The following is a 24,721-nucleotide window of genomic DNA, read 5'->3' on the forward strand; positions in this document are numbered from 1 at the left end:
CTTCCCCTCCGAACTGGCCGCAGCAGCTTGACGACTTGGCATCGTGAGATGTCTCAGTGGGCGGGAGGCCGTCCCCGCCAACTCAGCGATGACGAAGAGGACTTCGTCATCGCGACGGCCACCACCCGACCCTTCAGGCTCGGCCAGCCGTTCACCCGCTGGTCGCTGCGCAAGCTGGTCGCCTACCTGCGCCAAGTGCACGGCCGGGTGATCCGCATCGGCCGCAAGGCGTTACGGTGCCTGCTCGCCCGCCGCGGTGTCACCTTCCAGCGCACCAAGACATGGAAGGAATCCCCCGACCCCGAACGGGAGGCGAAGCTGGACCGGATCGAGGAGGTCCTTCACCACTTCCCGGACCGGGTCTTCGCCTTCGACGAGTTCGGCCCGCTCGGGATCCGGCCCACCGCGGGCTCGGGCTGGGCCGAACAAGGGCACCCCGACCGGCTGCCGGCCACCTACCACCGCACCCATGGAGTGCGGTACTTCCACGGCTGCTACTCGGTCGGCGACGACACCCTGTGGGGCGTGAACCGCCGCAGGAAGGGCGCCAGGAACACGCTGGCCGCGCTGAAGTCGATCCCTGCCGCCCGCCCCGGCGGCGCCCCGATCTACGTGATCCTGGACAACCTGTCTGCCCACAAGGGCGCCGGCATCCGCCGCTGGGCGAAGAAGCACAAGGTCGAGCTGTGTTTCACGCCGACCTACGCCCCATGGGCGAACCCGATCGAGGCCCACTTCGGACCGCTGCGGCAGTTCACCATCGCCAACTCGAACTATCCCAACCACACGGTGCAGACCCGGGCCCTGCACGCGTACCTGCGCTGGCGCAACGCCAACGCCCGCCATCGCGACGTCCTGGCCGCCGAACGCAAGGAACGCGCCCGCATCCGCAGCGAGAAACGCATCCGCTGGGGCGGGCGTCCCCTCAAAGCCGCAGCCTGAACGACCCGCGAAACTAGCCGCCCGCCCCCACGACGCAGTCAGGGAGCCGGGCGTCTGGGGTCGATCGGATCGTCCGAGACCACGGTGTCGGGGTCCTTGACTCCGAGCTGGCGACGCGCGGCCGCGAATAACCTGCGCATCGCATCTCTCAGCCGGTCCTCCACCGCACGGCCACCGTAGTGGTCGATGAGTTCGTCCGGACGGCCCTCATGCACGGCGCGCACCCACCAGGCGTGGTGCTCGATCTCCCTGGCCGCCTGCTGGAGCTCCGCCGTTCCCAGGATGCGCAGCTGCTGGACCACGGAGCGGAGCCGGGCGTGTTCACTGTCGATCTTGTTTCGCTGCTCGACCGGGTCCGCGACTCGGTCAAGGCGGCGGGCCAGATGAACGAACTGCCGCGCCGAGGCGGCACACTCCGTGCACAGGTCGTAGAGCGGCGCATCCCAGCGCACTGCCAGGGCGTGCCGCTCCTTTCTCCTCTCCATCAGGTATGCGGGGATGAGACCGACGGCGGCACCAACTATCACCAGCAATACGCTCGTTGCTGTTGCGGAAGCGTTCATGCCCGACATCCAACCGAGTGCGGGGCCCACAGACACCAACACGGCGAACCTATGTGGTCACAGCACTAGTGGTGTGGTCAGTGTGATGATGCTGAGCGCGACTGAACGTAGGGCCACCCGATGAAAAGATGATGACGGAATCAGCCAATTTGATCACGCAACGGGCGGAATGGCTTGTTCTCGGTTGGTACGTGCGGGCGTTGCCCGAGTTCACCGTGATGTACGTCCAGCACGCGGCCGGCGGGCGCTGAGAGCGCCGGGAGCGGATACAGCCGCGGGACGACCGGGGCTCCGCACGCGGCAGGCAGGGCACGGACCTGACGCGGGGCATACCCGCGCGCCAGCCCGTGGATTGAAGCCGGCCGCGGACCACCGCGCCTCGTTCCTGGTGCCAGCTCCCCGCATGGCGCTCGTCTCCGGCTTCGCCGGCCTTCCAGAGCGCACCGCCCGAAGCCGGGGCGCCGACCTGCTGGGCGTTGACCATCTCGCCACGTACGGCGTGCCTGCCGGCATGACGCCGAAGGAGACGACCTGGAGCCGGGCGCGGAGAGCGCGGCGCGATCCCCGGTCGACCTGGTCAACGGCCTGCACCGCCAGGGCCTCCAGTACCCGGTGGAGGCCTACCGCATCTACAAGTACCTCACCCGGGCCGCTGTGGAGGTGAGGAACGACCTCGACCTCATCGAGGGCTCCGTGCGGGAGATGAACGCCAAGGGGCTTCTGACGGCCGGCCTGCTTGGGCGGATTCCTCGAGGATGGTCCGTCGGTTCACCGAGTCCTCGAATGCGGCGCAGGATCTCGCGGGTGGGTTCGCCGGGAAGATGGGCAGGGCTACTCCGCTGTCGGCTACTTCGCGTACAGGGAGGCGCGTGCAGAAACAGGGCCTGTAGCGGGCAGCTGAGCGGTGCCGGTTCTGGTGACGCGGTCAGCGCAGACCGGGGCCCTGGCCCTCCACTTGCCATCCGGCTCTGGCCCGGACGGCGGCGTGTGCCCTCTGGCCGGTCAACTCATACCGAAGGCATCCAAGGATGAGTGAACACGTCGGCGAAAATGTATTACTAAGACCAAGTAACTAAGTGAATGCTGCTATGATGAAGGATAGTTGAGTGTGCTTGGAGGGTGAGTGAGTCAGGGGCAGGAGCGGTCGCCCGAGGCCGCGATGAGCGCGACTGATGCCCGTAAGGATCTTTTCGCTCTGGTGAAGGCTGCTGAGGAGGACGGGGTCACGACCCTGATTCACAAGCGGGAGGATCGTGCCCTGCTGGCGCCGCTGGACCGGTTCCCGGCGGCCCGGCAGCCCGAGGCTTTCCCTTCCCATGTGCTCAGTGCGGCGCAGAAGGACTTCGGTGATCTGATCTCGCGGGCCGCGAACGGGGAGCCGCAGGTGCTGCGGCGCAGCCGTACGCCGGTCGCGGTCCTGCTGCCCGTCGACGCCAACTCTGCTTCCCGCTCGGCCGATCAGGCCGCAGATGCGGCGTCCGCAGGAGGTGCGGTGAACAGCCAACGCCCTCGGCAACGCGAGAGCGCCCCGCGCAGGCTCGCCACGTTGGGCGACGCGATCGGTGCCGCCCTCAACTCTGGCCCGGTCGGCGGTCCCGCGTTCGGGTTGTCTGGCCTGGATGCGGCGGCGGGCGGTCTGCAGTCCGGCCGGCTCACCCTTGTGGCGGCCGCCCCGAACGTCGGTGGAAGCCTGCTGGGGCTGGCCGCGGCGCGGCAGGCCGCGCTCGTCGACAACCGCAAGGTCCTCTACGCGGCGTCCGGGCCGAACCAGGCTGACATCATGCGCCGGATCATCTCCGCGGAGACCGGGGGTGATTATCCGCGGCTGAAGCAGGGCCGTCTCACCGAGCAGGAGCAGCAGGTCGCCCGGGAGTTGGTCCAGGCACCGCTGCTGATCGATGACGGCAGCGATCTGACCGCCGAGGCGATCGCAGAGACCGCACCCTACGTCGAGAACCTGGCCCTGGTCGTCGTGGACCGGCTCCAGGCCGCGCACAGCGCCCGCCTGCCTCTGTCGGGTGACCGTCTCCCGGGCGCCTCCCAGGTCCTGGCCTCCCTCGCCCGGACCCTGAACGTGCCGGTGCTCGCCATCGTGGACAGCGCCGATCCCTCCCTCGTGGGCCTCCTGGACGCCGACGTCCTGGTCACACTCGCACCGACCGAGGACCCTGCGAAAATTCAGGTGACCGTTGCGGAACGCGACTTCGGCACCATCGGCTCGGCGTACCTGCGTCCCGATCTGCTGCACGCCCGCTTCCTCGACGCCGGAACCGCGCCCGTAGCAGCCACGGGCGGGCCCGCGCCAAGCATCGGCACCGCTGCGGAGCGGGAGCTGGCCCAAGCCGCGCTTCCCTACACATCCGGCGCCCACCAAGGGCTACCGGCCGCCGTCACGCATGTACTGGCCGCGCTGCGCACCGCGCTGGCAGGCGGCGACCAGAACGCTCTCGACGAGCTCAGGCCGTCCCTGGCCCAGGTGGCCACGGCCCCGCCGTCGCTGCCGAAGACCGCCGAGGGACGCGGCCTCGCCGCCGCGCTCAACGCCTACGTGTCCGCCGGTACCCCCGGGCAGTCTGTTGCCGGCCAACCCGCTGCGGACAGCGCACCGGCAGCCGACGACGAGGACGGCACGGAACGAGAGCAGGAACTGCAGCCGGGGGACGAGGAGGACGAGCCGGACAGTGCGCCCTTCCCCGCGCTGAAGCTCCTCAAGGACGCGGTCGGCCGCTCGAAGATGCACCCGATCAAGGTCATCCGTATCGAGGACCGGGAGAGCGGTCCGTGGCCACTGATCAGTGAGCACATGGACGGCGAACCGCGCTGGGTCCACCCCGGCGTCACCAGCACACGGGTGCCGTACATCCGGGACAACGGCATGCGGGTCCGCCGGGACAAGCTCGATGTCCCCGACAGGTTCGGGGCGGGTGTGCTGTGCCTGATCGACCGCAACGGCAGCTACCCGTCCGCGTGTTCGGCCGTACCCCTGGCACCGAACAAGCTGCTGCACACCGGGCCCCTCGACGTGTTCGACAAGGCCGGCGCCGGGATCTACCTGATCGACATCCCGCAGTGGACTCGCACCGACATGCCGCACCCGCTGGGCCGGATCATCGACCGGCCCGACACCCATGGCCGTGTGTGGGTCACCACCCCGCACATCAAGCAGTTGGAGAGGCTCGTCCGCGACGGCCACCTCGCCTCGATGCCGGCCATCCACGACTCCTGGACCGGCAAGGCCAACGAGTCCCTGTTCAAGCCCTTCTACGCCGCCGCCCGCCAGGCCCGCCTCGAGCTCGTTGAGGCCGGCGGGGAGCCGTACAAGGCGTACAAGACCCGGCTGTCCATCGCGCTGCGCCTGCTGTGGCCCAAGCGCGAGGAGTAGAAGTCCCCGTTCTGGCGCCCGGACTGGCGCATGAGCATGGTCGCCGAGGCCTCCGTCCGCCACTGGACCACGGCCTTCAAGGCTGTCCAGGAGGGCCATACGCTTATTGCCTTGCGCAACGTCGACGCCGCCGTCTTCTGGACCCCTGACCGCACGGCGCCCGACAGGTACCGGATCGGAACCGGCTTCGGCGAGGTCAAGGCCAAGTTCATCCGGCCCGGCGAGTTCATTCCCGAGGGTGAGGACTGATGGCCGGGCCGACCGGCCACGGAGGATCCCTGGGCGCTGCCCTCAACGACCTCCTGCGCACCCAGGTCACCCCCCGCCACCGGCTGTCGTCGTACCACGCCAGGCACTGGCACGCCCAGCTCAGCCAGCTCACCGCAACCCACCGCGGCTATCAGGCCCTCGAAGAGGCCGGCCTCGACGTGACCGTCAAGACACTGCTCAACTGGTTGTCCGACCCCGAGTACAACATCCGCCGCAGCTACCGCGACCTCATCCACACCGCCTACGAGAACGTCGCGATCGTCCCGGCCGACCCGATCCCCGATCGGTTCAAGGACGGCGGCTTCGAGATCAGCGGCTGGGTCACCACGGGCCGTGACCGGCGCCAGCGCGGGACACGCGCCGCAGCCCCCCTGCGCATCGACGGCCGATCGGGCGAGTGGAGCGAGATCGAGGCACTGTGGATGGCTGGCGAGCTCACCGACGACGACTTCGAGGACCACTTCATCGACGACGTCATCGTGCAGGACATCGGCGAAGGCACCGACGGATGGACCTTCGACGGAGGCAGCTACTCCGTCGAACTCAGGTGAGACGCGGAGCTCACGGTGCGTGCCCGATGGTGCACCAGGCTCTTGGGCGGCGCCGAAATCCGAAATGACCCAACACAGGCCGCCCTGGCGAAACAGCCCCCTCCCCGAGCGATCCTCGTCACCTTGTCCTGCCTGGCCGCCGGCTGGTTGACCGGCGTCGCCAGCAACAGCACGGCCAGTTCTCGGCGTACGAGGCAACGGCAGTGGGCGCTGGCGTCGCTGTGGCCATCATCAGACCGTGCCTCAAGATCCTGAGGTTCCTCTACCGGGACGAGTGACTTGAGACGGCTGCCCGGGAGCCGTCTACCGATTCGTCGTCGGCGGACGGCTCCGCTGGCCCCCGAGCGACTTTCCGCGCTCGCTCATCCAGACGGGGCTCGCGATGTGCTGCTTCACACGAGCACCAGTTCGTGGTCATCACAGGACACGGGGCCGTACGTCCGCAGCTGACGAGGACGCCGAGGGCCTCCAGCCCGGGGTCGACGTATGGGCCGGCCACGTGCCACCTTTATTGCGGCTGGCGGGCGACCGCCTATTCAAGCGTGGTGATCGCTCGCCTCCTCGGATCCGGGGGCGAGAGAGGAGTTGGCCAGGCGGCGTGACTGGTTGCGCAGCCATCACGGCGTGTGGTTGGGGTCGGCGTGCCCGGACAGATGCATCGCCACGCGTCGCACAAGCCGTTCCTGACGCGCCTTGGCCTTCACAGCGCTGACCCCGAAGACATAGCGGCCCGACGCCACTGTCGCCTGGGCGACCGGGATTGCTTCCACGCCCGTTCGGTGTGTGTACAGGTGGACACCGCGCCGTGGCTCAGTGGCCTTGGCTGTGACGCACCCTTTCAGCGCGGGGTGGCAGCCCCAGGGAACGCCGCTCGTCGCGTAGGTCCGTGCGGCCTGCGGATCGGGCGCCACCCATCGCACGGTGACGGTGAAGATGGTTTCCTCGCTTCCGGATTCCTCGACGAAGCGGCACGCGCTCGGGTACGGCATTCGGGTGCCCAGCACGGTCCGGCTCTTCTTCACGGGCAGCTTGACGTAGTTCCGGCCGAACTCCGCCAGAAAGTCGCCGCCGAGCAGTCCGCAGGCGTCAGGCCAGTCCTCCGGCCTCACCCCGCCCAGCGCGGCGGGTCGCTCTGCGTCCCTCGCGCGGTGGCGGGGCCGCAGGGCTGTGTATCGGGTGCCGTCCCGGTCCTCGCTGCGGACGATGAGCAGGTCCCCGCTCATGCCTACGAACGTCCCGACTACCGGCCAGGGAACGCGGGCGCTCCGGCGGCCCGCGAAGTCCGTCAGGCTGCTCGCGCCCGGCCCCTGAAGACGAGCGTCTCCGACGGTCCAGCGCGCGTCCCCGCCGTACGCGCCGTCGGCTTCCACTCGACCGACGATCGCCTCGCTGGTCAGGTCGTGCCCGAAATCAAGTTCCTGGGTGCGCTGCCACAGAGGATTTCCGGTGTCTGTCCGTACGGCGTGCAGTATCTCGACGGGCTTCGCAGGGGAGGCTTCGGCCGTGCCGCGGTACTGCTCTGACAGATACGTGACCCCTTGTTCCTCTCCTACGGGCCACACTTCGAACTGCCGGTTTCCCTTCCGCTCTCCCTTGCGACGGAGGACTTCTTCGCCGGACTCGGTGAAGAGTCGGAGTTCGTTGTCGACGATCACTCCGATCGAGTGGTGAGTAGCGCTGAGGTGAACGGACTTCCGCCAGCGCCCCACCGGCTTCCTCCAGGCGATGGTCCCGTCCTCGGGGTTCATCGCCTGGAGTTCCGCGGCCCGCTCCGGGCAGCTGCTGAGGAAGAGGATATGCGTCGGCGTCGCTAGCGCCTCGTAGGGACGGTTGGGCAAGCCGAACTCGTCGTACTTGTACTTCTCGCACCATCGCGGCATATCCATCCGCTTGCTCCAGCGGACAGTACCCGTCCGCGGAGCAAGGCCCACGAGGCTGCCGTCAGCCGTTCCCAGGACGGGTCCCGGGCCCGGCAGGAAGGGTGCGGTCCCCTGCCAGTCGAGGCCGCCGTCAGAGCTCTTCGAGCTGGCCTGCTTGTGCCACAGCTTTCGTCCGGTGCCGGCATCGTACGCAGTCAGGGAAGCCGGTCCGCGACTCTGCTGTTCCACGGCGAGAACCACGCCGTCGGAGAACCCGACCGGCGAGAAGTAGTCTGCGGAACTCCTCAGCGTGGAAAGGGTGTGGCCGTTGCGGGTGTCCACGATGCTGATGATCTCGCCCCGCGGTATCGCCAGCAGCCTGTCGCTCACCGCCGCCTCCACGTCCGCCACGTCCAGAGCCTTGCCGGGCAGTTGGAAGGACCAGGCCACGTCGAGCGCGTTCGGGCGGTCCAGCGGCCTCCCCGAAGTGGCGCCGTCGCCGGCCAGCGCCGCCAGGAGGACGACGGCAAGCACCAGCCCGCACCCGGCCTGCCAGACGTCACGAGCACGCTTGCGCATCAAGCCGTTCCCCGTTCCTCAAGATTGGTCAGCACCCCTGCGAAGTTGGTGACCATCGGCAGGGCCGGGCGCCCTCAACTCGGCGGTAGACGCCGCCGGGTGAGCCCTCGTAGACGGCTCCGTACCGCGTGGCGAACCCGGTAACCGCGTACCGGCTGCCCCGAGGGGAGGGGACGGGCAGCGTCGCTTCCTTGCCGTTCTGTACATAACGGATGAGCAGCTTGAATGCGCGCGAGCCGTTCTCGGCCCGAAACGTCGCGGACAAGTTCACCTGCTCACCCGGCTGGAGCGTGATGACCTTCTCCCGGAAGTACGGCCGGGCAGAAGCCATGCCCGTCACCAAGACGGGATTCGGGCGGTCCAGGTCCGCGAACATCTGGATCTTCGGCTCACCCCCGGCGCCTGGCTCGCACAACAGGGTCCCGGAGAACGAGGGGTCGGCTCGGGGTGAGGCCGGTTCGATATCGATCGACGTAATGGTGAGCGACCTCGCGCCTCCCTCAAGTGTGAAACCGACGACGAGGTCGCCGACCCGGGCGCCGCTGTGGCGCCGGACAACGGCCTCCACATCGCCGCCGGACACGAGCTCCGCGCGGTCCTTTGGCGAGGAGAGCCGCTGTGGCAGCGCGGTGCAGCCTGCCTCGTTCTCCATCCAGGCGGTCACCTCGAAGGGACCCGACGAAGCCGTTCCCGAGGCCGCACCCGCCCCGGTCGGGGAGGGGCTCGGTGCGGACTCGCCGCTCAGACCGAGGACGTCGAGCGCGAGCGCGGTCAGCACAGCTCCGATCAGAGGGATGAACACACCGAGCCAGAACAGCCTTCCGTGCCTCTTCCACCACGGCTCAGGAGTCTCTGGCGGTGTCGGCGGCGACGTACGGGTGCGAACACGCAAGCGCAGCGTGGTCCGATTCCTCAACTTCCCCCCAGCCAACGGCGAGTACCTCTGTGATCCCACGTCAGCAGCACCCGCAACCAGGATCACAGGAGGTGTCGGCGCGCGTCGGCTCCTTCACCAACCCCACACCCATCGAGGCCGCGGCACGGCTCTCGCTCGGCGATGGCAGCGCCGGAGCCAGGACTGGTGCGTTTCGCGGACGACGCTCTCGGCCGCCCCCTTGGCCGACATGCTGGGCGGCTTCCACCGCGCGCATCCGAACACCCGCCCCCAGTTCCTCCAGGGCAAGGGCTACAACACGGCCGCCTTCAGCACATGGCACCACACCCCGCCGCGCGAAATCAGCCCGGTCGCCCGTTCGGCGGCCTGGGTTCGGTGTCGTGTCGGATGCCGACGCGTGCGGATCGTCCTGATCGTCTCGTCTGCGCGTGCGGGCGTGCAAGCTTCGCCCACCCCGCATCGTGTCCTGACGGCGCCCCGGGCTCGGTATCCGGAGCGCACAACGATGGGCCCCGCCGGCGCGAACCGGCGGAGCCCCGTGCCGTGGGTTAGCTGCTGGGGACGTTGTCCTCGAAGGTGGTGCCTGCTGTCCGGTAGGCGCTGACCTTCGCGGCGACCTGGACCGGGCTCAGGATCTGGTCCTTGACGTGCAGCACGTAGTCGACCTGTTCGTCGTATGACCGCGCAGTAGTGCTGGTCTGGCCCGCGAGGTCGATCAGCCACTGGTTGAAGTTGATCGACATGGGGCGCTCGGGCAGGTAGGCGGCGTCATGGGTGCCGAAGAGCTGGCCGTCGACGTAGTACTTGATGCTGCTGTTGTCGATGGTGAGCACAAGGTCGTGCCAGCCGGCGTAGCTCTGCCGGGACTCGGTGTGCTGGTTGACGGCCTGCCAGGGATCGGGGTTGTAGGTCTCCCAGGACGTCGTGTACAGGATGTTGGCCGGCTCGCCCCACCCGCCGTTGGGCAGGTACTCGAAGTCGTACTCCGCGTAGTCGTCGGCCATGGGCGCCTTGAGGTCGTTGATGGTGAAGAACGTCTGGACGAGGTGGTCGCCGTCGGGCCCGGACAGGGGTGCGTCGGCGAACTTGACCCGGGCGGCGTAGGTGCCGTTCTTGAACTTCGTCGCCTTGGTGAGGACTTCGGTGTGCTTGGTGCTCTCGGGCGTGCCGGCGGTCGAGGTTCGCAGGTTCATGACAGAGTTGCCGCCGGAGCTGGCGAAGGTGACGTTCTCCGCGGACCACGTGGCACCGGGCACGCCAGGCCCGCCGGAGTTGGCTCGCACGTGCCAGCCGTTCGCCGAGATCTTCGGGTCGCTGGAGCTGGTGTAGTTGAAGTCGTCGAAAAGGCTCTGTCCGTCTGCCGGAGGGTCGGTCGGCGGGTCGGTGGGCGGATCGGTCGGGTCGTTGCCCTCGGGTGCCGTCCCCCATACCGTGCTGCCGGACACCTGGGCGGTGACCTTCGGCCAGTCCGCGTACGACGTCTGGGACGGGCCGAAGGAGTAGTCGTCGCCCTGGTTGAGCGTCTGCCAGTCCGCCCGGTAAAAGCGCAGCTGCATGTCCCCGGTGTCGGCGCCGGGAGCGAGGGTGCCCGCCCCGGCGGTGAAGCCGATGTCCAGGTAACGGTCCGCGGTGGCTGTGGGGTTGGGCAGGGTGCCGAAGGTACCGGTGATGTTGGCGCAGCCCTTGACCGCCCAGGAGCAGGCGAAGCGGTAGGCGGCGCCGGCCGAGTCGGCCTTGAAGTAGTAGCGCACCTTGACGGAGCTGAGCGGCAGGGTGCTGGAGCCGGTGTTGCGGACCTTCAGCCAGGGTTCGGCCTGGTCCGCCGTGACGCCCGTGGCGCTGGTCCGGTACTGGACGGTCATGTCGTCGGTCGCGGCGCTGGCGGTGCCGGTCAGGGCGGTGAGGCCGATGGTGCCCATGGCCATGGCCACGGAGGCGGCCGCGGCGATGGGCAGCCTGCTCGGAGTGGTTCGGGACTCCATGCCAATTCCTTCCAACACGGGATGTGGGGTTCGTCGTGCTCGGGGGATCAGGGGTGGCGGTGGACCTCGAGGGCGTCGAGGCGCGGGAGATGCCGGTCCAGGCGGGAGCGGAAGTCCGTCCACGGCGTCGGGCCGCTCCAGGCGAGGTCCGCCAGGGCGGACAGACGGGGGTAGGTGAGGTACTCGAGGCGGTCGGGGGTAGCGGCGTACTCGGTCCACAGCTGGGCCTGCGTGCCCAGGACTCGGGCGGCGGCTTCGGGGGACGCCCCCTCGGGGACGGGATCGTGGGCGTGCACGCCGCGCAGCGCCACGACGGCTCCGGGTTGCGCCGGATGGTCCTGGGGGCCGGCGTTCTGCGGGTAGTCGAAGTAGGTGGCGCGGTGGTGGGAGTTGATGACGTCGTGGCCGCGCTCGGCGGCGGCCAGCGCATGTGCGGGGTCGCGCCAGGCCATCACGGTGAAGTCGGCGGGCAGTTCGGTGCCGGTCTCGGCCCAGCCGACCGGACGCCGTCCGTTGCGGGTCAGGAACGCTCCGACGCGGCCGAGGAACCAGCCGTGCAGTGCCGCAGGACCGCTCAGCCCCGCATCCCGGGCGCGGGCTCTGGCTTCCGGGCTGTCCTCCCACTCGACGGTGGGGCACTCGTCCCCGCCGATGTGGATGTAGGGGGAGGGGAAGACGTCCATGACCTCTTCCAGCACGGTGTCGCAGAAGTCGAAGACTTCGTCGTGCACGCCGAGGACGTTGTCGCTGACGCCCCACCTGGTCCACACGTCCAGGACTCGGTCGGGACGGTTGCCCAGATGCGGATACGCGGCCAGGGCGGCGCGGACGTGGCCCGGCATCTCGATCTCGGGCATCACGGTGATGCCTCGCGCGGCCGCGTACCGGACCAGGTCGGCCAACTCGGCGCGGGTGTAGGCGCCGCTGTGCGGCACGCCGTCGTGGTCGTCGCTTCCGGCGCGGATCATGGACTGAGCGCGATGGGAGCCGATCTCGGTGAGCTTGGGAAAGGCGGCGACCGGCATGCGCCAGCCCTGGTCGTCGGTCAGATGCAGATGGAAGATGTTGATCTTGTGCAGGGCGAGGAGATCGACGTAGCGGCGCAGGTACGACACCGGCTGGAAGTGGCGGGCCACGTCGAGCATCGCTCCGCGCCAGCGGTGCCGGGGGACGTCCGTGATCTCCACACAGGGCAGCACCCAGGGCACGCCGGGCTGCGGTGACGCCGCCAGGGCCTGCGGGGGCAAAAGCTGGCGGATCGTCTGCACTCCGCGCAGCAGGCCTGTGGTCTGTGCGGCGCGCAGCAATACGGAGTGCGGTCCGACCGTCAGCCCGTATCCCTCGCTGCCGAGCCCGATCAGGGCCGGATCGAGGGCCAGAACCACTGCCGCGTCCTCGGCGGAGCGCAGCGGGAGGCCGCTGGCGGGGGCGAGCAGGGTACGCAGCAGCTGGGCGGCCGGTTCGGCACCGCTGCTGATGCGCAGACAGGTGTCCGGGCCGAAGGTGAAGTTGCCCGCTCTGGTGTGGGCCTTGGTGGGGCGGGGGAGCAGGGAGAAAGTCAGCGGCGGGGGTGCGGGCACAGCTGTCTCCGGGGGGTCGGGTGCGAGACAGGACGTCTCCGGGTGTCGGGTGCGGGGCAGGAGGGGTCTGTCTGCGGGACGGGAGGGGGAGTGTCAGCCCTTGACGGCGCCGGCGGCGAAGCCCGTCGTCACATGGCGCTGGAGCAGCAGGAACACGACCAGCGCGGGGAGGGCGAAGAGCGTGGAGGCGGCCATGGTGGCGCCCCAGTCCGTGCCGAAGACGTTCTGGAAGGACGACAGCCACACGGGCAGGGTGCGGCTGTCCTGGTGCTTGATGATCAGGAAGTTGGCGTAGGTGAACTCGTTCCAGGCGGTGATGTAGCCGAACAGCGAGGTGGCCATCAGCCCGGGGGCGAGCAGCGGGAACGCGATGTGCCGAAAGGCGCTCAGGCGCGTACAGCCGTCGACCTGTGCCGCCTCCTCCAGCTCCGGCGGGATGGCGGCGATGAACCCGCGCAGCACCACGATGGTGAACGGCAGCGTCATCATGAAGTAGACCAGCGTCAGGGTGGGCAGCCGGTCGAGCATGCCGGTGTCGCGGGAGATGATGTACACCGGGATGATCAGAGCCTCCCAGGGCGCCATCTGAGCAATGAAGACCATCAGCATGAACTGCCGTCTGCCGCGCCAGCGCATCCGTGCCACGGCGAACGACGCACCCAGCGCGACGAGGAGGGAGAGCAGGACGGCGCCCAGCGTCACGAGGATGCTGTTGCGCCAGAACAGCCCGAAGCCGTCGGCCTCGACAGCGGCACGGAAATGATCCAACGTCCAGGTCCGGGGCAGCAGTTGGGGCTTGTCGGACTGGATGTCCCGGTTGGGCTTGAACGCGGTCGCGACCATCCAGTAGACGGGGAAGAGACAGACCACGACGATCACTGCGGCGGCGATGTGCAGCGGCATCCGGCGGAGCCGCAGGCGTGCCGTGCTGCTGGTGACGCCTCGCGGGACGCTCATACGGCCTCGCCCTCCTGGCGAAACATCTGGCGGAAGTAGAAGACGAGGACGCCGGCCAGCATCAGCACGGTGACCATCGAGGCCGCCGAGCCGAGGTCGTAGCGCTGACTCGACAGAGCGGTCTGCACGGCGTAGACGGGCAGGATGGTCGTGGCGTCGCCGGGACCGCCGTTGGTCATCACCCAGATCTGCACGAACGCCTTGAAGGTCCAGATGACCTCCAGCGAGAACACCAGCATGAAGATCGGCCGGATCATGGGGAACGTGACGGCGCGAAAGATGCGCCGCGCCGAGGCGCCGTCGATGCGTGCCGACTCGTACAGCTCCGTCGGCACGGTGACCAGCGCCGAGTACAGCGTGATGGCCGCGAACGGCACCGACTGCCAGACGATCAGCACGACCAGGATCGTGAAGGCGGCCGTGCCGTGGGCGAACCAGGGATAGCGGTCGAAGGACGTGAACCCGAGCTGCTGCAAAGCCCAGTTGACGATGCCGAACTCCGAGTGGAACAGCCACTGGAACACCGTCGTGGTGGCGATCACCGGCATGGCCCAGGTCAGCACGAGCGCACTGAGTACGGTCATACGGCCCACCCGGCCCAGCCGCTCAATCACCAGGGCGACCAGGGTGGCAAGAAACATGATCAGGGTGACGTTCACGGCCATGAAGAGGAACGTGCGGCGCACGACCTGCCAGAACTGGGCGTCCGTCAGCAGGATCTCGTAGTTCCGCAGGCCCACGAACCGGGCGTCGCCCCGGATGAGTTGACGGAGCTGGAAGTCCTGGAGCGATATCAACACCGTGCGGACCAGGGGGTACGCCAGTAGATACAGCATGCCCAGGAACGCCGGGGCGATCAGCAGATAGGGCCAGACTCCGCTCCCGACGGCCCCGCGTCCGCCCCCGCGGCCCGGCCGGGCTGAGCCGCCTGCCGGCCGGGGACGCGAGGCGGATGGCGCGCCGGCTTCACGGACGACCGTCACGATGTCCTCTCCTCTCGATGTACGGCGCGCTGTTCGCTTCGTGCTGTGCGGCACGTGCGCGCCGAACGCGACGTCGATGACGGCTCAGGACCCTGACGCCATGGCCGCGGTGATCGACGCGGACGCCTTCTTGGCCTCGGCCTGGGCATCGGCGCCGGCGAGCACGGCGGTCATGTAGTCCTTGATGGGGTTCTTCGCCTCGACGGCGGCCCAGCCGGGGGTGTTGGGCGTCGCCCGGCCTACGGCGGCACCCACGGCCATCGCGGAGGCACCCGGATCGGCGGCGACGGCGTCGGCCAGGGTCGTCTTGTTCGGTACGTAGCTCATGGCCGCGGAGAGCTTGCGCTGCCAGGCGTCACCGGTGAGTTCCTTGATGAACGTGAAGGCGGCGTCCGGCTTGCCCGACGCCGCCGGGATGACGAGGTCGGAACCGCCGATGAACACCGAACCGGGCCGTTCGGCGGTCTTGCCGGGTATCGGGAAAAAGCCGAGCTTGCCCTTGAGGTCGGGATTGCTCGCGACGACGACGTTGGCGCCGCCGGGGGTCGAAATGATCTGCGCCACCTGCCCCTTGGCCATCACCTCGGCCTGGGGCGGCTGCGCCTCGTCCGCGTCCTTGGGGCCTTCGCCGAGGGCCTGGAGCTGCTCGTAGAACTTCATCCCGCGTACGGCCTCCGGGCTGTCGAGCGCGCCCTTCCAGGTGTCGCCGGACCGCGTGGCGAGGTCGCCGCCCTCGTCCCAGATGAATCCGGCCAGCGCGTACCACATCTGCCCCGGCAGGTAGATGCCCTGTGTCCCGCCCTTGTTCAGCTTCTCGGTCGCGGCGATCCACTGCTCGCGGGTCTTGATGGCAGCAGCGTCGACGCCTGCCTTCTTGAACAGGTCGGTCCGGTAGATCACGACCCGGTTGGCCGCGTAGTACGGGATGCCGTACTGCTTGCCCTCGTACGCGCCCGGCTCTGCGAGCCCCTTGAGCCAGTTGTCGCCCCCGAGGCCGTCGACCTTGTCGCTGAGGTCGAGCAGTCCGCCGCTCTGCGCGAACTGGGCGACCTGGGTGTTCCCCGTCTCGACGACGTCCGGAGCGTCATTGCTAGCGAGCGCGGCGGTCACCTTCTCGCCGATCCCGTCCCACTCCTGGATCTGCACCTTCACGTCGATGTCCGGGTGAGCCGCCTCGAAGCCCGCGACGAACTCCTTCTGGAACTGCGCCGAGACGCTGTCGCGCATGAGCCAGACATCGATCGTCGTCCGGTCGTCGGCGCTGTCTCCCGACGATCCCGCATCAGCGCCGCAGCCACTGAGGCCGCCGGCCAGAACCAGCGCGGAAACACCAGCAAGCATGCGGAGCTTCACAGTTCACCCCTGAGAGGAAAGCGCCACGTCACCTGACCAGTTTGATGACTGGTCAGGTGACCTCTTGTTGGTCGATGAAGGTGGCATAGACCAATCGAAGCGTCAACCCTCCCTGCTGAAGCGGCTTTTGGTTGAACGATTCACGCTGGGCCGTGCAGTGGCGCACGGTTGATGGCTACACTCCACCTGACCAGTAATCGACGAGTGGTAAGAAACCGCGAGAGCTGGTCAGATGAAGTCACGGACGGCGGGGCGGGAGCAGCAGCATGAACGCTGGCGAGACGGGGACGGTTCTCAAGCGAGAACGCGTCCGGGACCACATCCTCGAACTCATGGAAGCGATCAACCCCGGCGACGCCATCCCCTCCGAGCGGTCCCTGTGTGCCGCACTGCACGTCTCCAGGCCGACCCTGCGGGCAGCCGTGGACGAACTGGTCGCCGCGGGCCTCCTCGTGCGTGAGCACGGCCGAGGTATGTTCGTGGCACCCGAGAAGATCACACAGGAGCTCGTGTCCGACCACCAGGCCATGGTCGTTCCCCGGGCGTCCGGCGCCTGGACGAGCCGCCTGCTGGAGTTCACCACGATCGCCGCGGGCGCCCGGGTCGGACGCAAACTTCACCTGTCACCCGCCGCAGACATCGTCTACGTGGCGCGGCTACGGCTCGTCGACGGCTTCCCCATGGCCATAGAGCACCTGCACATCCCCGCGAGCCTCGTGCCTGCGCTCACCGCGCAGGAACTGGAGGCGGGCGACCTGTACGAGCATCTCCACGACCGCCACGGCGTCCAGGTCAGCGAAGCGGTGCAGACGATCGAGCCGACCGTGGTCAGCCAGGCCGAGGCGCAGATCCTCGACGTACCGCACCTGTCACCGGCGCTCCTCTTCGAACGCCTCACCACCGACACCAACGGCCAGGCCGTGGAGTACGTCCACTCCATCTACCGCGGCGACCGCTACCGCATCGTCACCCGCCTGACCTTGGGCCTGGCGACCGGCGACGAGCAAACGACCCCGACGGAATCCATCCCGGGCATCCCGCCTGGCGCCTTTCCGCAGCGAGAAGCCGTCGTCCTCACGGCTCAGGGCGATATCCACGCCGACCGGTGACGGCAGGGGCGCGGCCCTTCAGCGCCCCGCGGGCTCCCACCACACCAGATCGGCGGCGGCCCGGACCACCGGTTCGACGATCTCCCAGCATTCGGCGACGAGCCCGTCCTTGATCCGCCGGATATCGACGACCGCGATTTCCGGTCCACCATCGGGGAGCAGTCGCCGCAAGTGCAGGACTACATGATCGCCGTCGGCCGGCAGGTGGTGAACGTCGATGTCGGCGACCCGCTGCGCCAGGCGCTCGATGCTGCAGACCGCAGCCACCTGGTCGGGGTTGATCAGCACGGCCTCCGGGTTCGCCGTCAGGTCGGTCACAGCCCGCAGGCGATGAGCCAGCGCACCGCGAAGGCACTCACGACCGGCGGTTCGTCAGGCACGTTCGGCGTGCCCAGGGCCCGGGCGATCCGGTCCGCGGCCGCTGCGGCGGAGAGCGGCTCCTGGGGGAGCGAGTCCCGGATCGCGCCAGCCTGGGCAGGGTGCCCGTCCGGTGCGCGGTGAGGTCGATCGAGGAGTTCACCAGACCCCACGACGACTGAGCGCTCCCCACCCCCCTCTCACAGTCGTCGGACGGCGAGCATCAGATCTTCGAGAAGGTCAAACAGGGCGGCCGTGACCGCATCACGATCGTGGTCACGCACCGGTTGGAGAACACCCGCCTCGGCGACCGCATCTTCGTCATGGACAAGGGGCAGGTCATCGAGCACGGCCGGTACGCGGAACTGGTCTGCTCCGGTGGCCTGTTCGCCGAACTCGTCGCCCTGGCCCAGGACCGATGACCGCGCCGGCCCAGAGTCGATTCCCCGCCGCACGCACAGAAGTGAGCCACGCATGACCGACACCTGGAAGATCATCGCCCACCTGGCCGACCTGCTGGAGAACCACTCGACCCTTCCCCGCGAGCAACGCGTCCTGCTCCAGCTCCTCAAGATCCAGGAGGAGGCGGGTGAGGTCGCCGAGGCGGTGATCGGCGTCATGGGGCAGAACCCCCGCAAGGGGCACTCGCACACCTGGGACGACGTCAAGGACGAGATCTGCGACGTCATCGTCACCGGCATGGTCGCCCTGGCCCGTCTGGACCCCGACGCCCAGGCCCTGTTCGCACGCCACATGGACCGCATCGCCTCCAGGGAGCTGACGGCACAGGCCGAGCCGGCCGACGCCGGCGCCGCGAACGGCCGCCCCGCCTCAACGGCGACGGGACAGCCGGGTTGAGCACACCCAGCCGCCGATCCCCGGGTTCAGTCGCCGACGTGCACGTGCGCGGCCCACCGCGTCGGCACCGCCAGATGAGCGTCCCGCACGCGGCGCAGCGTCGCTGTGAGCGTGGCGGCCGCCTGAGCGGTGTCGGCGGGCCGGGTGCCGTGCGCGGTGAGCGCCTCGTACACCGCCACGGCAGTCTCGGTGCTGTCCGCGGTGTGCCATTGCGTGCCGATGACGCCGCGGAAGCCCGCGAGGTGGAACGCCGACGCCAGGCTCAGCGGCTCGTCCAACAGCTCCGGGTCGGGACTGGCGGTGTCGCACGCGGACAGGAACGCGAGCTGCGCCTGTGTGGTGCGCAGGTCCCGCACGAAGGACGGCACGAACATTCCGTCGCTGAGCATCAGCCCGCCGAGATCGGGGTGCTCGACGGAGCTGACCGCACGGCCGTGGCAGGCGAAGTGGGCGACCGCATGGCTCTTCAGGCCCTCCTCGATGGCGTCCGCGGAGGCGGCGGCATCGAGGAGCACGGTGGAGCCGGGTAACAGCGCGGCCACCGCCTCGGCCTCCTCGCGGGCGCCCGTCAGCATCGGCACGCCTTCCCTCCCGCCCACGCCCACGGCGAGTGCGGTGGGGCGGGCGTGGCGCGGCGTGGGCATGTGGACGGTGTCGGCGAGCGCGGTGAGCGACGGCGTGTATGAGGAGACGACGCGGTCGAACACGGTCCGCCCGGTGCGCTCGCGGTGCCTGCCCGCCGCGTGCAGCGGCAGCCCTGCCACGACACCGATCGGGCACCACCACAGCCGAGCGTCCTCGACCCGCTCCAGCACCGGCCCGGCAGTGGTGTCCCACAGCCACTCCAGCACCGCGTGCACGTCCAGCTGGGCCTGCTCGCGCCGGTCGAACGAGCACGCGGGGTCCTTCACGTCGGCGATGGCTGCCCGGAGTTTCCGGACCTGGGCACGGGCCGTGGACTCGGTCAACCGCCGCAGCGGCACGGCCTCGACGGGCCGCAGGTAGTCGCCGGGAACGACGAGGGCCGCGCCCGCCGCGCTGACGATCACCGCGGTGTGTCCGGTCAGGCGCTCGCGCAACACCTCGGAATCCGGCGGCATCAGCAGGTTCTCGAGCCTCGGAACCGCCCGCGCGGTCTCGACCAGACTGTCCCGCCGGGCCGCGAGCCGCCTGATCCGTTCCACTGCCTTTGGTCGCGGATCCCAGTCCTTGGTGGAGGTCCGGCCGCGGAACTCCACCTCGATCGTGAAGGTCAGATCGGAGTAGGAGTCGGCGTCGGCGAGTTCCTTCTCCACCTGGCTGAGTTTCTCGGCGAGCTCCGGCCGGATGTCCACCAGCTGTGCCCAGCCGCGGCGTACTCCCCACGCGTCGCCGAACAGCACGGCCCGGCACTGTTCGAGCAGCTCCAGCGCCTGGTCCGGATCGCCCGACCGCAGCCCGGCGTCCACCACCTTGTCGGCGAGCCCGTCCAACTGCCGTACGGCCCGCAGCCGCTGGATGCGCGGCAGCGCCCGGCTGACCGTCGCGGGAATGGCGGCGATCACGCGTTCCAGCGCCTGAAGCACCGTCGCGGGATCCGCCTCTGCGAGCATCTCGGCCTGTCCCCGCTCGCACGTCATCCGGTACTGGGCGGTGGCGGCCGGGTGCGTGGCGACCGCCCGGTAGTGGGTGATCGCCTGTTCGCGCAGTTTGTCGGCGCGCGGTCCGCCGAACGACGCCAGCGCACGGGCCGAGCGCGCGAGAGCGAACGCCCGCAGCGGCCACCAGTGATGGTCCCGCGGCGTCTCACGAACGGCTTTCATTGCGAGGTCGAGCGAGTCGTCCAGTGCGTCGAGGTCGCCGCATTGCTGGTAGCGGTGGTAGAGCAGGTCGGCGATCGTGCTCTCGATCCGCGGGTTGTCGGGGTGGTCGGGAGCCAGCAGCGCGAGCGCGGCGCGGTAGGCGCGTTCGGCCTCGCGGAACGGCTCGGCGTCCGTCACTCCGGTGGCGACCGCCTGGGTCTGCACGGCGGTGGCGTAGTTGTAGAGCATCCCGATCCGGCGCAGGTCGTCCGCGGGAATGGCGGCCACCGCCTGGGCGCCCGCCTCGACGGCCTGCGTGAACAGGCCATGGTCCCCTGCCTCGGCCACCGCCCGCGCCGCCATGGACAGGGTCGACCAGCGCAGCGGGAGGTTCTCGTCGTCGGGCGCGGTCAGCGCGACGGCCTCCTCGGCCACGCTGACGGCCTCCCGGCCGGCCGCCGGGTTGGCGCCGCGTTCGAACTGCTCGACCAGCGCGGACGCCAGGGTGGAGAGCCACAGTGCCCTCCGCTCGTCGTCGCGGGTCGGCATCTCCAGCAGAGCGCGTGCCGCGGCGACCGCGACCGTCGCGTCCTCGGGGGAGCCGGTCTGCACGGAGACGGTCGCCGCGGCATGGGCGAGCGCCTTCAACAGCTCCGCTCTGCGTACGTCGTCGGGCGGTGTGGTGAGCATCGCTTCCAGGACCGTGTCGTAGGCGAGCCCGATCGCCGCGGTGTCCCCACCGAGCTCCCAGAGGTCGGCATGCCGGTGATACAGGTCCAGCAGCACGGCCGGCCTGTCCACGTGGTCGAGCGGCAGCCCGAGGGCGAGCAACCACGTCTGGTCCCGCCGTTCCACCAGTACACCGCGCACGATGTTCCGCCGTAGCAGGGCCGCCACCTTGTCGCGCTGTGCCTGCAGAGCGCGGGGGTCGCGATGGCAGGTCCGCAGGAACCGCGCCACGTCCGGCCCGATCTGCTCGCGCACCTCGTGCTCGAGCTGGGCGAGCGCGGACAGGGTCATCGTGTTGCCGAAGTCCCGCTCCAGCGCGTCCGCGAGATCGCGGCAGGTGACGAAGGCGCCGGCCAGATAGATCGGCGCGGCGCCGTTCGCATAGAGGTCGGACTCGTACTGCGCGAGCTCGATCACGACATCGCGCCACACCGGGCGTTCGCGCAGTGCCAGCTGGGCGGCGCCCCGGTAGTCGGCGAGCACCTGTCCGCGCCGCCTGCCCGCGTTCACCTGTGCGCGGGCCCGATCGACCAGCCGACGGGCTCGCTGCGGGTCGCCGTGGGGTGTGCGGTCCAGCACCCAGCCCAGCGCGTTGACGACCTTCTCGGCGTAGGCGCTCGTGCCGTCGTACTCATCGAGCATGAGCAGCAAGGCGCACTGGTCGACGGTGAGCGCGGCCTCCATCCGCTCGTCGTCCACCACATCCAGCAGCGCGGTATAGGCGTTCACGAAGTCGATGAGCGACTCGGGGTCCTGGAGTTCGACGAAATCCGCCCGTACCTCCGTCAGCTCCCGGTACTCCTCGGTGGCGGTGACGGCGGAGACCGCGGGATCGGTATCCGCGCCGGCGAGGGACGCCCAGAACTCCCGGTCGAGCAAGCCGTCGAACCCGCTCTGCGCGCGGTAGCGGAGCCAGTGGGCCTGGGCGAGGTGGGGCAGCAGGTGCGGCGGGCAGTGCGCGGGCGGTGGGAGGGCGGCGGAGAGCAGCGCGCCGACATCAGCGGAAGACTCGAAGTTCTCGACCACCAACCGGACATCGTCGTACACGCGGTCCCCCGATCCGTTCCCTCCACGGTAGCGTGGCCGGGATCCGTGGCGAAGGGGGTTCGGAGTCGGCATGGCACCAGCGACTGGCCCGCGTGTCGGAGCCCTCTGCAGACAGGCGGGAGAGGCGCTGGCGGAACGCGCCGCCCGGTACGGCGTGGCGGACGTGCTCGCCAGGGTCGTCGCGGCGGCTTCGCTGGGCGAGGTGTCCGAGGCCGACCTCGACCTGCTCGACAACGCCTTCGCCGAGCACGGCATCGACAACCTGACACGGCCCAACCGCGACTTCGCCCCGTGGCCCGGACCGCGGACCCTGGTCGTCACGGCATGGAAGTGCCCGACCGGCGCCTGCCCGCGGGAGGCGACCGACGAGCAGCCGTCGTGCCCTCTCACCGGGCAGCCGTTCCGCGAGATCAGGCTCGAACTGTGAACGCGTTCCTCACGGAGCTCGGCAGGAATCTGGCAGGTCGCTGGGCCGCCGTACTCGCGCTGCCCGCCGCGGTGTTCGTGGCCGCCGTGACGGCCGCGGTCGTGCTCGGCCCCTCGCACGCACTCGACCTCGCGCTGCTGCGGACGCGGGTGGCGGCGGTGTCCACGGGGCCGGTCCTGGTGTGGGCCGCGATGGCCTTTCTCGCCGCGACCACCGCGGTGGGCCTCGCGGTGACGGCGCTGGGCGATGTCGTGATCGGCTCCTGGGGGGCGACGGGCACGGGCCTCGGCAGGCCGTTCACCGCGCTGCGCCGCCGCCGCTGGCACCGGGCGGCGGCGCGGGCGGACACCGCGATCAGAGCGGTGCTGGCCGACCCGGACGACCGCCGTACCAAGGCCACGGCGCGTCGGGCCGTGCTGCGCCGCGACGCGATCTCCGAAACCGAGCCGGACTGCCCGACCTGGGCCGGCGACCAGCTGCGCGCCGTCGCCGACCGCGTCCGCCACGGCACCGGCCTCGACCTGACCACCACCTGGCCCAGGCTGTGGCTGGTACTGCCGGACGCGGCACGAGCGGAGGTGACGGCCGTCCAGGAGCGATGCGCTTCAGCCGCCCGCACCCCGGTCTGGGGCCTGGCCTATCTGGTCGTCGGCGCCTATTGGTGGCCCGCGCTCGCGCCGGCACTCTGGCTGCTGTCGCTGTCGCCCCGCCGGATCCGCCGCTCGGTAGGTGTGTACGCGGACCTCGTGGAGGCCTCGATCGACATGCACGGCCGCGACGTCGCCCACCAACTCGGCTTCGAGCCGCCGGGCCGGCTGACCCCGGAGATCGGCACCCAGATGACCGAGGCGTTCCAGAAACGCACTCGCCGTCGATGAAACTCTTTCATCCTGGGGTCTGAGGGGTGAAACAGGCTGGTCAGCGTGGTGGTGACGTGGCGAAGCCCCTCGTCGTTGGTGTGGTGATCTCACTCAACACGCCGACGGCCGGGGGGCTTCGTTGTGTTCCGTATCCTTCCATGCTCGACGTCCCGTACGAGCTGGTCGAGCATCCTCCTGGCTCGTCTACACCCGAAGGCGTGAACTTCGCTCACCATGGCGGAAGTTGAGCTGCTTCAAGCAGGCCCTGCTGACGCTGGCCCACCTGCGGAAGAACGAGACGTTCGCACAGGTCGGCGCCGGGTCCGGGGTGTCGGAGGCGACAGCCTGGCGCTACGTCGACGAGACGCTTGAGGTCCTGGCCGCCTGGGCACCGGGCCTGCACGAGGCCCTGGTCGGGCTGGGCGAGGGGGACTTCGTCATCGTCGACGGGACGCTCATCCCGACCGACCGCATCAAGGCGGATGAGCCCTACTACTCACAGAAGCACCGCAAGCACCACAAGCACCGCAAGCACAGCACGCGCGGCAAGCGCGGCAAGCACGGCATGAACGTACAGGTCATCGCGGCCCCGGACGGCACACCACTGTGGTTCTCACGCGCGACACCGGGACGTACCCATGACCTCACCGCGGCCCGTGCCCACGGCATCATCCAAGCGTGCCTGACCCGACAGATCCTTGTCCTCGCGGACTGGGCCTACCAGGGTGCCGGCGCCACTGTCCGCACCCCCTATCACCACCACCACGAACAGCCCGAGCAGTACCAGACGTTCAACCCTGACCACGCCCGGCTGCGGGCTTCCGGCGAACGCGCCTTCGCGCAGCTGAAGTCCTGGCGAGTCTTACGACGAGCCCGATGCTCCACTCGGCGTATCGTCACCGCCGTCCAAGCCATCCACACACTCTTGACCTGCGACTATTCAGGATGAAAGAGGTTCACGGATCACGGCCGACAGCGAAAGGGCCCGGGCCTTAGCTATGAAGCAGGTGACGAGAATGAACTCGCGCTCTCAGCTTGGGAACCTGCAGGCAGTCGTGGCCACTTGGTGCATTGACCTGTGTGAACGGCTGTGTGACGGCGCCTTCGGTCCGGTGCTCCTTCTCCGTAATTCCCCGCTGTTTTCTGCCCAATCTGGTGCGGTTGTGGTGCGGCCGTGACGTAGAAGAGGACCGTCAGCGATCGTAAAAGCCGCGGTCACGGAATCAAGGAAGCCGCCCGGCCTTGTGAAGCGCGTCGAAGGCCATCTCGTCGACGGCCGAGACTCGGTCCCGATCGGTGTAACGGAACCACGCCTTCTCGGCGATCTCCCTCGACGGGGTCAGCTCACCGAGGTGATCGGCGGTGTAACAGATCATCCGGAAGGGGCCGTGATCCGGATGTCCCTCGCCGATCTCAAAAGTGCCGAAGTGCACCATCGAACCTGGGTCGATCGCCGCCTGAAGTTCCTCGTCGATCTCCCGCACCAGGGTCTCGTCATCGGACTCACCCGGCTCACGATGACCGCCTGGGAAGTAGAAGCGATCTCTGCCGTGACTACGCGTCACTAGGGTCCGTCTTCAAAGATCATCGGATGGTGGATCATGGTGAAGTGATACGTCGCCATGAACTCACCGATCAGGAGTGGGAGTTACTCGCT

General features: G+C 69.1%; 20 protein-coding genes and 2 pseudogenes. 10 read left to right on the forward strand and 12 right to left on the reverse strand.

Annotated features, from left to right (window positions below; genetic code table 11):
- On the forward strand, nt 1-942 hold a 942-nt coding region (locus ACIRD7_RS42405; RefSeq protein ID WP_403461419.1), incomplete at its 5' end, for an IS630 family transposase.
- Nucleotides 943-980: 38 nt separating this feature from the next.
- Here the strand turns inward: ACIRD7_RS42405 and ACIRD7_RS42410 are convergent.
- The gene (locus ACIRD7_RS42410) at nt 981-1,505 is read right to left on the reverse strand and encodes a hypothetical protein (protein ID WP_403461420.1); all 525 of its coding nucleotides are present in this window, start codon (nt 1,503-1,505) and stop codon (nt 981-983) included.
- 1,198 nt (nt 1,506-2,703) lie between these two features.
- On the opposite strand from ACIRD7_RS42410, the gene ACIRD7_RS42415 reads away from it, so the two are divergent.
- Genes ACIRD7_RS42415 through ACIRD7_RS42425 form a run of 3 tightly spaced genes read left to right on the forward strand, consistent with a single transcriptional unit; the run spans nt 2,704 to nt 5,708 of the window.
- Nucleotides 2,704-4,887 carry a DnaB-like helicase C-terminal domain-containing protein gene (locus ACIRD7_RS42415; RefSeq protein WP_403461421.1) on the forward strand — a complete coding sequence of 728 codons (2,184 nt, stop codon included), beginning with the start codon at nt 2,704-2,706 and terminating at the stop codon, nt 4,885-4,887.
- A 30-nt stretch (nt 4,888-4,917) separates the two neighbouring features.
- On the forward strand, nt 4,918-5,136 hold the full coding sequence (locus tag ACIRD7_RS42420) for a hypothetical protein (RefSeq protein ID WP_403461423.1): 219 nt from the start codon (nt 4,918-4,920) through the stop codon (nt 5,134-5,136).
- A complete protein-coding gene (locus ACIRD7_RS42425) occupies nt 5,136-5,708 on the forward strand; it encodes a hypothetical protein (protein WP_403461425.1) in 573 nt (190 codons plus the stop codon). The genes ACIRD7_RS42420 and ACIRD7_RS42425 overlap by 1 nt, the downstream gene beginning before the upstream one ends.
- 617 nt (nt 5,709-6,325) lie before the next feature.
- Here ACIRD7_RS42425 and ACIRD7_RS42430 read toward each other — a convergent pair.
- From ACIRD7_RS42430 to ACIRD7_RS42460, 7 genes are all read right to left on the reverse strand, one after another.
- A complete protein-coding gene (locus ACIRD7_RS42430; RefSeq protein ID WP_403461426.1) occupies nt 6,326-8,101 on the reverse strand; it encodes a PQQ-binding-like beta-propeller repeat protein in 1,776 nt (591 codons plus the stop codon).
- 73 nt (nt 8,102-8,174) lie between these two features.
- The gene (locus ACIRD7_RS42435; RefSeq protein ID WP_403461427.1) at nt 8,175-8,924 is read right to left on the reverse strand and encodes a hypothetical protein; all 750 of its coding nucleotides are present in this window, start codon (nt 8,922-8,924) and stop codon (nt 8,175-8,177) included.
- A 665-nt stretch (nt 8,925-9,589) separates the two neighbouring features.
- Nucleotides 9,590-11,023 carry a cellulose binding domain-containing protein gene (locus tag ACIRD7_RS42440; protein WP_403461428.1) on the reverse strand — a complete coding sequence of 478 codons (1,434 nt, stop codon included), beginning with the start codon at nt 11,021-11,023 and terminating at the stop codon, nt 9,590-9,592.
- 47 nt (nt 11,024-11,070) lie between these two features.
- The gene (locus ACIRD7_RS42445; RefSeq protein ID WP_403461429.1) at nt 11,071-12,603 is read right to left on the reverse strand and encodes a beta-N-acetylhexosaminidase; all 1,533 of its coding nucleotides are present in this window, start codon (nt 12,601-12,603) and stop codon (nt 11,071-11,073) included.
- Between the two features lie 93 nt (nt 12,604-12,696).
- Nucleotides 12,697-13,560: a carbohydrate ABC transporter permease gene (locus ACIRD7_RS42450; RefSeq protein ID WP_403461430.1), complete on the reverse strand. Its 864-nt coding sequence runs from the start codon at nt 13,558-13,560 to the stop codon at nt 12,697-12,699.
- Nucleotides 13,557-14,543: a carbohydrate ABC transporter permease gene (locus tag ACIRD7_RS42455; RefSeq protein WP_403461431.1), complete on the reverse strand. Its 987-nt coding sequence runs from the start codon at nt 14,541-14,543 to the stop codon at nt 13,557-13,559. The genes ACIRD7_RS42450 and ACIRD7_RS42455 overlap by 4 nt, the downstream gene beginning before the upstream one ends.
- Nucleotides 14,544-14,627: 84 nt before the next feature.
- Nucleotides 14,628-15,884 (reverse strand): extracellular solute-binding protein, encoded by a 1,257-nt coding sequence (locus tag ACIRD7_RS42460; RefSeq protein ID WP_403461432.1) that lies wholly within the window; start codon nt 15,882-15,884, stop codon nt 14,628-14,630.
- Nucleotides 15,885-16,162: 278 nt separating this feature from the next.
- On the opposite strand from ACIRD7_RS42460, the gene ACIRD7_RS42465 reads away from it, so the two are divergent.
- Complete coding sequence (locus tag ACIRD7_RS42465; protein WP_403461433.1) at nt 16,163-17,005, forward strand: GntR family transcriptional regulator; 843 nt, start codon at nt 16,163-16,165, stop codon at nt 17,003-17,005.
- Between the two features lie 18 nt (nt 17,006-17,023).
- On the opposite strand, the gene ACIRD7_RS42470 is transcribed toward ACIRD7_RS42465, so the two are convergent.
- Together ACIRD7_RS42470 and ACIRD7_RS42475 are read right to left on the reverse strand one after the other, a co-directional pair.
- Nucleotides 17,024-17,323, reverse strand: a complete 300-nt coding sequence (locus ACIRD7_RS42470; RefSeq protein ID WP_403461434.1) for a hypothetical protein — start codon at nt 17,321-17,323, stop codon at nt 17,024-17,026.
- On the reverse strand, nt 17,320-17,535 hold the full coding sequence (locus tag ACIRD7_RS42475; protein ID WP_403461435.1) for a hypothetical protein: 216 nt from the start codon (nt 17,533-17,535) through the stop codon (nt 17,320-17,322). The genes ACIRD7_RS42470 and ACIRD7_RS42475 overlap by 4 nt, the downstream gene beginning before the upstream one ends.
- A gap of 12 nt (nt 17,536-17,547) precedes the next feature.
- On the opposite strand from ACIRD7_RS42475, the pseudogene ACIRD7_RS42480 reads away from it, so the two are divergent.
- Together ACIRD7_RS42480 and ACIRD7_RS42485 are read left to right on the forward strand one after the other, a co-directional pair.
- Nucleotides 17,548-17,784 (forward strand): annotated as a pseudogene (locus ACIRD7_RS42480) (ABC transporter ATP-binding protein); the annotation flags it as partial.
- A 52-nt stretch (nt 17,785-17,836) separates the two neighbouring features.
- Complete coding sequence (locus ACIRD7_RS42485; protein ID WP_403461436.1) at nt 17,837-18,220, forward strand: MazG-like family protein; 384 nt, start codon at nt 17,837-17,839, stop codon at nt 18,218-18,220.
- Between the two features lie 26 nt (nt 18,221-18,246).
- Here the strand turns inward: ACIRD7_RS42485 and ACIRD7_RS42490 are convergent, their stop codons facing one another.
- Nucleotides 18,247-21,777, reverse strand: a complete 3,531-nt coding sequence (locus ACIRD7_RS42490) for a CHAT domain-containing protein (protein WP_403461437.1) — start codon at nt 21,775-21,777, stop codon at nt 18,247-18,249.
- A 70-nt stretch (nt 21,778-21,847) separates the two neighbouring features.
- Between ACIRD7_RS42490 and ACIRD7_RS42495 the strand changes: the two genes are divergently transcribed.
- The 3 genes and pseudogenes from ACIRD7_RS42495 to ACIRD7_RS42505 all read left to right on the forward strand — a co-directional run bounded on the left by ACIRD7_RS42495 (nt 21,848) and on the right by ACIRD7_RS42505 (nt 24,013).
- Nucleotides 21,848-22,204, forward strand: coding sequence for a hypothetical protein (locus tag ACIRD7_RS42495; RefSeq protein WP_403461438.1), 357 nt, complete (start codon nt 21,848-21,850; stop codon nt 22,202-22,204).
- On the forward strand, nt 22,201-23,082 hold the full coding sequence (locus tag ACIRD7_RS42500; RefSeq protein WP_403461439.1) for a hypothetical protein: 882 nt from the start codon (nt 22,201-22,203) through the stop codon (nt 23,080-23,082). The genes ACIRD7_RS42495 and ACIRD7_RS42500 overlap by 4 nt, the downstream gene beginning before the upstream one ends.
- An 80-nt stretch (nt 23,083-23,162) precedes the next feature.
- Nucleotides 23,163-24,013, forward strand: a pseudogene (locus tag ACIRD7_RS42505) (transposase family protein).
- A 274-nt stretch (nt 24,014-24,287) separates the two neighbouring features.
- On the opposite strand, the gene ACIRD7_RS42510 reads toward ACIRD7_RS42505, so the two are convergent.
- Complete coding sequence (locus ACIRD7_RS42510) at nt 24,288-24,629, reverse strand: NUDIX domain-containing protein (RefSeq protein WP_403461440.1); 342 nt, start codon at nt 24,627-24,629, stop codon at nt 24,288-24,290.
- Nucleotides 24,630-24,721 lie beyond the last annotated feature (92 nt).

Origin of the sequence: Streptomyces sp. NPDC093568 (genome assembly GCF_044764945.1) — a bacterium.
In the GTDB taxonomy this organism is placed as follows: Bacteria; Actinomycetota; Actinomycetes; order Streptomycetales; family Streptomycetaceae; genus Streptomyces.

Bases quoted from the DNA above. Each gene is read 5' to 3' on its own strand.
- ACIRD7_RS42410 (WP_403461420.1), bottom strand. From the start codon at position 1,505: ATGAACGCTTCCGCAACAGCAACGAGCGTATTGCTGGTGATAGTTGGT.
- ACIRD7_RS42420 (WP_403461423.1), top strand. From the start codon at position 4,918: ATGAGCATGGTCGCCGAGGCCTCCGTCCGCCACTGGACCACGGCCTTC.
- ACIRD7_RS42425 (WP_403461425.1), top strand. From the start codon at position 5,136: ATGGCCGGGCCGACCGGCCACGGAGGATCCCTGGGCGCTGCCCTCAAC.
- ACIRD7_RS42440 (WP_403461428.1), bottom strand. From the start codon at position 11,023: ATGGAGTCCCGAACCACTCCGAGCAGGCTGCCCATCGCCGCGGCCGCC.
- ACIRD7_RS42450 (WP_403461430.1), bottom strand. From the start codon at position 13,560: ATGAGCGTCCCGCGAGGCGTCACCAGCAGCACGGCACGCCTGCGGCTC.
- ACIRD7_RS42460 (WP_403461432.1), bottom strand. From the start codon at position 15,884: ATGCTTGCTGGTGTTTCCGCGCTGGTTCTGGCCGGCGGCCTCAGTGGC.
- ACIRD7_RS42465 (WP_403461433.1), top strand. From the start codon at position 16,163: ATGAACGCTGGCGAGACGGGGACGGTTCTCAAGCGAGAACGCGTCCGG.
- ACIRD7_RS42485 (WP_403461436.1), top strand. From the start codon at position 17,837: ATGACCGACACCTGGAAGATCATCGCCCACCTGGCCGACCTGCTGGAG.
- ACIRD7_RS42495 (WP_403461438.1), top strand. From the start codon at position 21,848: ATGGCACCAGCGACTGGCCCGCGTGTCGGAGCCCTCTGCAGACAGGCG.